Source organism: Rhodoblastus sphagnicola (assembly GCF_002937075.1).
GTDB classification, from domain to species: Bacteria; Pseudomonadota; Alphaproteobacteria; order Rhizobiales; family Beijerinckiaceae; genus Rhodoblastus; species Rhodoblastus sphagnicola.
Genome location: NZ_NHSJ01000139.1, coordinates 1 through 9,543, shown reverse-complemented (window position 1 = coordinate 9,543; position 9,543 = coordinate 1). Strand labels below are relative to the sequence as shown.

Below are 9,543 nucleotides of genomic sequence, written 5' to 3'. Positions count from 1 at the left end.
ATATTTTGTCTCGACGGTTGGTCGCGACGAAGCCGTGATCCGCGAATACATCCGACACCAAGAACAAGAGGATCAGCGGCTCGAACAACTGAACCTCTGGCGCTGACGGCCACCTTCAGGTGGCCCCCATAATCCGGGGACGCCTTAGCGTCCCCATCTGCCGCTTTGAGCGGCTCACGTCCCTAAAGCACCCGGCTTTGCCGGGGGATACTTACTTCCGAATGGGACTTTTGAAAAGAAACAATCCCCCTTACGACACTTTCCTGGTCCGCTCAGCCGCACGACCCAAAGCTGGCGTAGCCATCGGCATGCAGCACGCCGCGGAGGTTTTCGAGATGCTTTCGCGGATGTTCGCCCTTGCGGTCAGGACTGAAAAATAGGCCACCGCCGGCGGCGTCTCGTCCTTCCAGGGCCGACCGGGGCCACCGCGCCCATCACGGTCGAACGAGATCGAACAGCGTCAGCTCCGGCTCGGGCGGCGTCGGCGGCAAATGCGGCGCCTCTTCACGATCGATGATTTCCGGCGTGGAGCTGTCCACTTGCCTCGTCCAGCCGCCGCCCAGGGCTTTGGCCAGCGCGACGTGATCCGTGGCTATGGCGATGCGGCTGACGAGAAGCGAATCCTGCGCGGAATAGAGCGAGCGCTGGGCGTCCAGCACATCGAGGTAACTTGAACTGCCCATGGAATAGAGCGATTGGGAAAGCTCCGCCGCCTTGGCGTAGCCCGCCGTCGCTTCCGCCAGTTTCTTCGCATGCAGCTTTTCCTGGCTCAACGCGACAATGTCGTCTTCGACATCCCGCAGCGCGGTCAGCACGGTTGCGCGCCAGGCGATCAGATATTCGTCGCGGGTCGCCTTGGCGAGATCCACCTGCGCGGTCAGGCTTCCGCCCTGGAAAAACGGCAAGGTCAAACTCGGCCCATAGGACCAGGCGAGGGTCGAAGCCTTTGCGAAATCCTCGGCTCGCAAGGCTTTGGTGGACAGCGCGCCGGTGATGGTCAGCTTGGGGTAAAGCGCGGCTTCGGCGGAGCCGATCTGCGCCGTATATTGGGCGACGCGCTTTTCCGCCGCGCGCACGTCGGGACGGTTTTTCAGCAGGTCCCCCGGCAGGCCGAGCGGCAGAGGTTTGCGCGGCGACGGAATGGGGCGCGCCGCCGCCATGCGCGCGGCCAGCGCGCCGGGCGCCTGTCCGGTGAGAACGCTCAACTGATGCACGGTCTGGTCGAAGGCGGCGCGAAACGGAGGAATGGTCGCTTCCGTACTCGCGGCGAGCGCCTCGGCCTTGGACGTATCGACCGCCGAAGCCGAGCCGACCTGGAACTTGTTGCGCGTCAAGGCGGCGGTGTCGCGTTGCGATTTCGCCGTGCTTTGCGCCAGGGCGATGCGCGCCTGGTAGCCGCGCGCCTCGATGTAGTCGCTGGCGACATCGCCGATCAAGGTCAGCAAGGCGGCGTCCAGATCGTCCTCCACCGCGCGCAGGGCTTGATGAGAAGCTTCCAGCGTCCGCTGATTGCCGCCGAAAAGATCGATCTCCCAACTGGCGTCGAAACCGCCCGAATAAAGGTTGTAGTCATAGTTTCGACCTGTGCCGGATTGGCTCCCCGGCGTCTGCTCGCGGCTCGCCGAACCCGAACCGCTCAGGGACGGCGCCAAAGCGGCGGCCGAGACGCGGCGGGTGGCGCGCGCCTCGCGGACCTTCGCCCTGGCGGTCGCCACGGTCAAATTTTGCGCCACCGCTTGTTCGATGATCGAATCCAGCGCCGGGTCGCGGAATGCCCGCCACCAATCGCCAAGCCGAACCGGCCTGGACGAAGCCTTGGGCGCTTCACTCCATTTCTCTGGAACCGGCGCATCGAGCGGCGTGACGTCGGGCCCGACGGCGCAGCCGCCCAGCAACAGCGCGACCAGCGCGACGGGACAGGCGGAGCGGATCATGATTGCGCCTCGGAAATCGGAGAAGTCGCAACGGGCTGGCGCGCGGGGAACAGCTTGCGCACCGAGACAAACAGCATCGGGATGAAGAAGACGCCGACCGCCGTGGCGAAAATCATGCCGCACATGACGCCGATGCCGATGGAGTTTTGCGCGCCGGAACCCGCGCCGCTGGCCGTAGCCAAAGGCGCGACGCCGAGGATGAAGGCGAAGGACGTCATCAGGATCGGCCGCAAGCGCTGGCGCGCCGCTTCGAGCGTCGCCTTGACCAACCCCTCGCCGCGCAATTGCCGCTCGACCGCGAATTCCGCGATCAGAATGGCGTTCTTCGCCGACAGGCCTATGGTGGTGAGCAGGCCGACCTTGAAATAAACGTCGTTGCTCTGGCCGAACAATGTGGCGCCGATCAAGGCGCCCAATATGCCGACGGGAACCGACAGCAGAACGGCAAAGGGGATCGACCAGCTCTCATAGAGCGCGGCAAGCGCCAGAAAGACCACGATGAGCGAAATGCCGTAGAGCGCGGCCGCCTGGCTGCCGGAGAGCTTTTCCTGATAGGACAGGCCGGTCCAGGCTACGTTATAGCCCGGCGGCAATTGGCCCGCGATCTTGTCGATCTCGTTCATCGCCGTGCCGGATGAGGCGCCCGGCGCCGCGGCGCCCAGAAGTTCCACGGACGAGACGCCATTGTACCGTTCAAGACGCGGCGAGCCAAAGGTCCAATGCGAGGAGGCGAAGGCCGAGAATGGCACCATGTCGCCGTTGGCGTTGCGCACGTGCCAGCGGTCGAGATCCTCGATCTGCATGCGGAAATCCGCCGCGCTCTGCACATAGACCTTTTTCACCCGGCCGCGATCCATGAAATCATTGACGTAATTACTGCCCCAGGCGGTGGCGATGGTGGCGTTGACATCGCTCAGCCCCAGGCCGAAGGCGCTGGCCTTTTCCTGATCGACGTCGATCTGCAATTGCGGCGTGTCATCCTGGCCATTGGGACGCACCGCCATCAGCAGCGGGTCCCGCGCGGCCTGGCCGAGCAGCCTGTTGCGGGTGTCGAGCAAGGCGCGATGGCCGTCATTGCCCAGATCCTGAAGGAAGAGATCGAAACCGTTGGAATTGCCCATGCCCTGCACCGCCGGGGGCTGGAAGGCGAAAATCATCGCATCGCGCGACTGAGCGAAATGGCCCATGGCGCGACGCGCCACGGCGGCGGCCTTGAGACCCGGCTGTTGGCGCAAGTCGAAATCCTTCATACGAATGAAGGAAATGCCGACATTCTGCCCTTGGCCGCCAAAACCGAATCCGGCGACGGTGAATACGCTTTCGACTGCGTCCTTTTCCTGCTCGCGGAAGTAAAGCGAGACATCGTCCAGCGCGGCCTGGGTGCGATCGCGCGTGGCGCCCACCGGCAATTGCACCGAGGCGATCAGAATGCCCTGATCCTCGTCGGGTAGGAACGATGTCGGCAAGCGGACGAAGGCCGCGACCATCAGCGCCACCAACAGGCCGAAGACGGCCAGCGCGGCGCGCGGGCGGGCGAGCACCCGCGCCGCTCCGCCCTGATACGCGCCGGCTCCGCGCTCGAAATTGCGGTCGAACCACAGCGCGAACCGGCCTTCATGGCCTTCCCGATGGGGCCGCAGCAAAGTGGCGCAGAGCGCCGGCGTGAAGCTCAGGGCGCAAAACACCGAAAGCGCCATGGCGGTGACGATGGTGACGGAAAACTGGCGATAGATCACGCCGACCGAGCCGCCAAAAAACGCCATGGGCACGAAAACAGCGGACAGAACCGTGGCTATGCCGATCAGCGCGCCCGAGATTTCCTGCATGGACTGGATGGTCGCCTGGCGCGGATCGAGACCCTTTTCGCGCATCAGCCGTTCGACGTTCTCGACCACGACAATGGCGTCGTCGACCAGCAGGCCGATGGCCAGCACCATGCCGAACATGGTGAGCGTGTTGATCGAATAATTCAGCGCCGCCAGCACCCCGAAGGTTCCAAGCAACACCACCGGCACAGCCAGGGTCGGCACCAGCGTCGCGCGAATATTGTGGAGGAAAAGCAGCATGATGACGAAGACGAGGCCAATCGCCTCGATCAGCGTCTTCGCCACTTCCTCGATGGAGATTTTCACGAAAGGCGTGGTGTCATAGGGGTAAACCACGCGCAAGCCCACGGGAAAGCTCTTGCTCAGGAGATTCAGCGCGGCCACGACATTGGCGGAGGTGGTCATGGCGTTGGCGCCGGACGCGAGGCTGATCGCCATGCCCGCCGCGGGCTGGCCGTTGTAGGTGCTGGCGGAATTGAAGTTTTCCGCCGCCAGTTCGACTGTGGCGACGTCATCGATGCGCACCACCGAGCCGTCGGTCTGGCTCTTCAGGATGATGTCGCGGAATTGCGCGGGCGTCTGCAAGCGGCTGCGCGCGGTCACGGTGACATTGAGCTGCTGCCCCTTGACGGCGGGAAGAGCGCCAAGCTGGCCGACGGCGAGCTGGGTGTTCTGCGCGGTGATGGCGCTGACCACATCGCCGGGCATCAGCGCATATTTCAACAGCTTGTTGGGATCCAGCCAGATGCGCATGGCGTAATTCGAGCCGAATAAAGTTGTTTCGCCGACGCCGGACAGGCGGCTCAAGGTATCGTTGACCGAGCTGTAGACGTAATCGGCGAGATCGGTCGAGTTCATCGACCCGTCGGTGGAGATGAAGCCGATCACCATGAGAAAGCCCGAGGTGGCCTTGTCGACGGTGATGCCCGCCGTTTGCACCGTGGACGGCAGCTTGGGCTGAACCAGCTGCAATTTATTCTGCACCTGAACCTGCGCGATATTGGCGTCCGCGCCGGCGGTGAAGGTGATCGTGATCTGCGACTGTCCGGTCGAGGTCGAGGTCGCCGTCATGTAATCGAAATTATCGAGGCCGGTCAGGCCTTGCTCGATCACTTTGGTGACCGAATCCTCGACCGTTTGCGCATCGGCCCCGGCATAATTGGCGGTGACATTGACGCTGGTCGGGGCAATCTGCGGATATTGCGCAATGGGCAGGCTGCGCAGGGCCAGCAGGCCGAGCAGCATGATCGACAAGGCGACGACCCAGGCGAAGATCGGCCGATCGATGAAGAAACGCGCCATCCGGATGCTCCGTGTTCAGCGCCGCGCGCCGCGCGAGACGATCTCGCCTGTATTGTCGTCGATCACAGCTTCCACCGTCGCCACGTCCTGGCCGACGCGCACCTGCTGGGCGCCTTCGACAAGGATGCGGTCGCCATCGGCGACGCCGCTCTCGACCAGCCAGCTATGGCCGATGCTTTGGCTGATCTGGAGGGTGCGCTGCTCGATCTTTCCGTCCTTGTTGACGAAAAGCGCCACGGACTCGCCCTTGTTGTCGTGGCTGACCGCGCGTTGCGGCGCGAGGAAGGACTTGTCGCGCACGCCTTCCTCGACCACGGCGCGGACATACATGCCGGGCAGCAGCAAATGATCTGGATTGGGGAAGACGGCGCGCAGCGCGAATGTGCCGGTGGTCTGGCTGACATTGTCTTCACGCGATTCCATCTGGCCGTCCTGGGTGTAGAACGACCCATCGTCGAGCCGAAGCCGCACCCTGACGTTGTCGCCGGAGATTTTCAGCACGCCCTTGGCCATGGCCTCGCGCAATTGCAGGAAGCGCGACGACGATTTCGTCACGTCGACGAAGATTGGATCGATGGTGCGGATGGTGGTGAGCAGAGTCGTCTGATTGGCGGAAACCAGCGCGCCGGGCGTCAGCGACGAGCGATCGATCTGGCCGTTGATCGGCGCCACGATCCGCGTGTTATCCAGGTTGATTCTGGCTGTTGCGACATTGGCGCGGGCGATGGCGACGGCCGCCGTCGCTTGCTGGAGCGTCGCCGTCGCATCGTCGAAGTCCTGGCTCGCGATCGCCTTTTTCTGGACCAGGATCTTGTAGCGATCAACCTTGTTCCTGGCGCTGGGAACCGCGGCCTCGGCTTGCGCCAAGGTCGCCAAGGCATTGTCATAGGCCGCTTGATAGGTCGCGGGATCGATGAGGTAAAGCGGATCGCCAATTTTGACGTCGCCGCCCTCCTTGAATTGCCGTTCCCGGATGATGCCGGTGACTTGCGGACGAATCTCCGAAACCAGAGAGGCTGCGGTGCGGCCGGGAAGATCGGCGGTAATGGCGACCGATTGGGGATGGAGCGTGACCACGCTCACCTCGACACGAGGCGTGGGGGCGCGCCGATCCGCCTCGGTGTTGTCCTTGCAAGCACACAAGGCGAGCATCGCGGCGAGCGGCGGAAGAAGGCGAAGCTGCCGTTTCGGAATGCGCACATTGTGGGTTAAAAAATGTCGCAACGTCAGCCTCATATTTATAGTACGCTGTGGTACCTTAAATATGATTCTGACCGAACGGTCAAGGGGTCGCCCCCCGTCAGGCTTCAACGCGAGGAGTTGTTTTGTCTTGTATCGCAAAGGGCCGCGGCCGTCCGCCGACTCAGAGTGACGCCGCGCGCCGCAGGGAAATTCTTGAGGCGGCCGAACATCTCTTCATCGAGAATGGCTATGAACGGACCACAACCGACGCGGTCGCCGCCGCATGCCATATGTCGAAACACACCCTTTATCGTCTCTACCCGTCCAAGACCGCATTGTTCGAAGCCATCGTCGATCAACATCGCGGTACGATGCTGGCGTTCGACGATGTGAGCGACGCCATGCCGATCGACGAGGCTTTGGCCGTTATTTTTCGCATCGACATCAGTGTCGAACAGGAAGGAGAACGGCGCGCGATCTTGCAGCTTGCCGCAAAGGAAGGGGAATTGTCGCCGGAGCTTGCAGAAGCCATTCGGCGGCGGGGCATAGATCAGTCCAGGGTCGAGTTGGGGGCTTGGCTCGCGCGGCGCAGCGAAAGCGGCGAGATCGCAATTCCCGGTGATCCAACGGATTACAGCTCCATGCTGATGGCGATGGTGTTCGCGACCTCCAATCCGCAGTTCCCTAAGCCGCCGCCATTCGAGCCGGAACGACATCGCGCGCACATCAAGCGCTGCATCAGCGTGTTTCTCGACGGAACGCGTCGTCGACAGACTAATGAACGCAATTCATAAAGGGGAGCGGCGGAGCGCCCCCCCCCTGTACCTTCCCACTCACGGTTTCAGGATTTTGCGCCAGCGTTCTTGCGAAGTGGAGTGTAGCGGAACGGAGTAAGAACGCCGGCGCGCGCGAAATGGCGGGTGGGCGGCCACCACGGCGTCCCCGGCGTTTGGCGGCTGCCAATCCCGCCAGAACCCGCTCGCGAGTCAAGGCGCTCATATTGCGCCAGAGCGCCAAAGACAGAAGCTCGCCATGCGGCGCGTGGTCGTGTCCATCTGCTCCGTAAGAGAGCGGAACGCCACGCCCTTCTTCTTCAGGTCGGCGATGATCGAGAGCAGGTTGGGCAGCGACCGTCCCAGCCTGTCGAATTTCCAGACGACAAGACAATCGCCGGTGCGCAAATCCAGGAGACAGGCCTTGAGGCCGGGGCGGTCGTCGCGGGCGCCGCTGGCCTTGTCGGCGTGGAGATGGCGCTCGTCGACGCCCGCCGCGATCAGGGCGTCGCGTTGCAAGTCATTCGATTGCCGGTCGTCGGTCGAGAAGACGCGCATATATCCGACGAACATATACGGAAAACCTTGAGTTTGGAGACCGTCCCAAAAGTTTACGTTTTCAAGCAAAGCTTTCGCAGCATGAGGCGGATTGAGGCGAGACGAATGAACGCCACGGCGCTTCGCGTGAGGTTTTCGAGGTCTTTCGCCAATCTTCGGCATCTTCCGAGCCAAGCGAAAGTGCGCTCGACCACCCAGCGGCGCGGAATAGCCGAGTTCATCCAGGATGATCAGGTCACAGCGCGCCAGCCGTTCGGCGATTTGGCCTGATTTTCCTTGGGTTTTCTCCTGCTCCAGGGCGTTGACGAGATCGACCGTCGAGAAGAAGCGGACCTTCTTGCGGTCACTCTCGATGGCTTGAATGCCGAGCGCGGTCGCGATGTGAGTCTTTCCGGTTCCGGGTCCCCCGATCAGGACGACGTTGTCGGCGCTGTCGATGAACGCGCAGCGGTGGAGCTGGCGCACCAGGGCCTCGTTGGCCTCGCTTGAGGCGAAGTCGAACCCGGCCAAATCCTTGTAGGACGGAAAGCGCGCCGCCTTGACCCTGTTGGCGACCGAGCGGACGTCGCGCTCAGTGGTTTCGGCCTTGAGCAACTGGGAGAGAATGGGCACGGCCGCTTCCAACTCGGCGTCAGCGGAATTATGAAGAACCGGAATGCTGTCGACGTCGCCAGCAAGCGCAAGGATGGGCGGAATGCGGTCTTCAAGCGAAGGACTGGTCCCGGAGGCAGACCCGTCGATGGCTCAACGGAAAGGATGCGCCAAAACCGGAATTTGGGTTTTCAATAAGCCTATCCGCATATTCGCTGGAAAGCTGTCATTGGTTTCGACGACGCGATCAGCGCTTGTGGGCGATTTTGCTGCCGGGTCGGCAAAAATGCCGGCAAGGCTAGCCATGATCGCCCTGACGCGAGAGGGAAGGCCGATTTCGCACGAAGCAAGCGTCACGCAAGCAATTTGGCTTAGTCGTCATGGATGATTGCTGCTTTCGGCAATGGCCAATAATGTGGGCTCGGCGACAGCAAATTCTAAAGTCAATTTTATCCGCCTCGCGGATCGACGTTAGAAACCGGGAGCAATTATCAAATGAAGATCAATATCGGCGCCGCTTCATTCGCTTGGGAATGGGCATTTCACGATATGCGCGGTGAGGCGGTGACGCGTTTCACCATTTCGGCTCCGACGAGAGCGACGGCCTACGATCTTCAACTTCACGGTGACGATTAATCAACATGATAAAGGCCATTCAAATCGTGGCCCGGAGGCCTCCGAAGTTCCGTAAATATCTGTTAACCGGTGGCGTATTGGCCTGCCTGCCCATCGCGAGCATGGCGCAGGCTCAGGTCATCACCTTCGGCTACACAGGGTCGGCCAGCACTCTGACCATCACGTCCGCGGGGATCTACGAAATCACCGTGGCGGGCGCCCAAGGCGGCAACGGTGGTAATTCAAAGCAGGGGGGAGCCGGCGCCATCATCATCGGAGACTACAGCTTTGCCGCCGGCGATGTGTTGAATCTTGTCGTCGGCGGCCAAGGCGGCAGTTCGACCAACAGCGGCGGCGGCGGCGGCGGCGGAAGCTTCGTCTTCGATACTTCGACCGCCACATTGGTCGTGGTCGCCGGCGGCGGCGGCGGCGCGGGTTCTTTCGGCGGCGGCGGAGCAGGCGGCCAGATCACCACTTTCGGTTCGTCCGGCAGCGGTGCAGGCGCGGGCGCCGGCGGCGCCAATGGCAACGGGGGTCAAGCCAACCCAAACAACCACGGCGGCGGCGGCGGCGGCTTCTTGACCAGCGGCCAGAACAGCAGCAACGCCACCGGCGGCGGCGCCTATCCATCCCTGGCTGGCGGCGTCAACACATGGGGCGAGCCAGGCGGCTACGGCGGCGGTGGGGCGGGATCCACCGAGGGCGGCGGCGGCGGCGGCTATTCGGGCGGCGGCGGAGGCTCGGGGTACAACCGCTTCGGGG

General features: G+C 62.7%; 6 protein-coding genes and 5 pseudogenes. 4 read left to right on the top strand and 7 right to left on the bottom strand.

Annotation, left to right across the window (positions count from 1 at the left end; genetic code table 11):
* Positions 1–106, top strand: a pseudogene (locus CCR94_RS23845) (IS200/IS605 family transposase); the annotation flags it as partial.
* A gap of 181 nt (positions 107–287) precedes the next feature.
* Here CCR94_RS23845 and CCR94_RS24830 read toward each other — a convergent pair.
* The 4 genes and pseudogenes from CCR94_RS24830 to CCR94_RS23830 all read right to left on the bottom strand — a co-directional run.
* Positions 288–415, bottom strand: a pseudogene (locus tag CCR94_RS24830) (IS66 family transposase); the annotation flags it as partial.
* A gap of 19 nt (positions 416–434) precedes the next feature.
* A complete protein-coding gene (locus CCR94_RS23840) occupies positions 435–1,934 on the bottom strand; it encodes an efflux transporter outer membrane subunit (protein WP_104510774.1) in 1,500 nt (499 codons plus the stop codon).
* Positions 1,931–5,062 carry an efflux RND transporter permease subunit gene (locus tag CCR94_RS23835; RefSeq protein ID WP_104510773.1) on the bottom strand — a complete coding sequence of 1,044 codons (3,132 nt, stop codon included), beginning with the start codon at positions 5,060–5,062 and terminating at the stop codon, positions 1,931–1,933. Before CCR94_RS23835 ends, CCR94_RS23840 begins: the two co-directional genes overlap by 4 nt.
* Positions 5,063–5,077: 15 nt before the next feature.
* Entirely contained in the window at positions 5,078–6,286 is a 1,209-nt protein-coding gene (locus CCR94_RS23830; protein ID WP_425332357.1) for an efflux RND transporter periplasmic adaptor subunit, read from the bottom strand.
* 101 nt (positions 6,287–6,387) lie between these two features.
* On the opposite strand from CCR94_RS23830, the gene CCR94_RS23825 reads away from it, so the two are divergent.
* Positions 6,388–7,038, top strand: coding sequence for a TetR/AcrR family transcriptional regulator (locus tag CCR94_RS23825; protein ID WP_104510772.1), 651 nt, complete (start codon positions 6,388–6,390; stop codon positions 7,036–7,038).
* A gap of 201 nt (positions 7,039–7,239) precedes the next feature.
* Here the strand turns inward: CCR94_RS23825 and CCR94_RS26255 are convergent, their stop codons facing one another.
* The 3 genes and pseudogenes from CCR94_RS26255 to CCR94_RS23810 all read right to left on the bottom strand — a co-directional run.
* Positions 7,240–7,575, bottom strand: a complete 336-nt coding sequence (locus CCR94_RS26255) for a recombinase family protein (RefSeq protein ID WP_244594215.1) — start codon at positions 7,573–7,575, stop codon at positions 7,240–7,242.
* A gap of 53 nt (positions 7,576–7,628) precedes the next feature.
* Positions 7,629–7,784 (bottom strand): annotated as a pseudogene (locus tag CCR94_RS23815) (transposase); the annotation flags it as partial.
* Positions 7,735–8,271: pseudogene (locus CCR94_RS23810) on the bottom strand (ATP-binding protein); the annotation flags it as partial. The pseudogenes CCR94_RS23815 and CCR94_RS23810, both read right to left, overlap by 50 nt.
* Positions 8,272–8,661: 390 nt before the next feature.
* Between CCR94_RS23810 and CCR94_RS25360 the strand changes: the two are divergent.
* Both CCR94_RS25360 and CCR94_RS25470 read left to right on the top strand, forming a co-directional pair.
* The gene (locus tag CCR94_RS25360) at positions 8,662–8,802 is read left to right on the top strand and encodes a hypothetical protein (protein WP_158254889.1); all 141 of its coding nucleotides are present in this window, start codon (positions 8,662–8,664) and stop codon (positions 8,800–8,802) included.
* Between the two features lie 101 nt (positions 8,803–8,903).
* Positions 8,904–9,543: pseudogene (locus tag CCR94_RS25470) on the top strand (hypothetical protein); the annotation flags it as partial.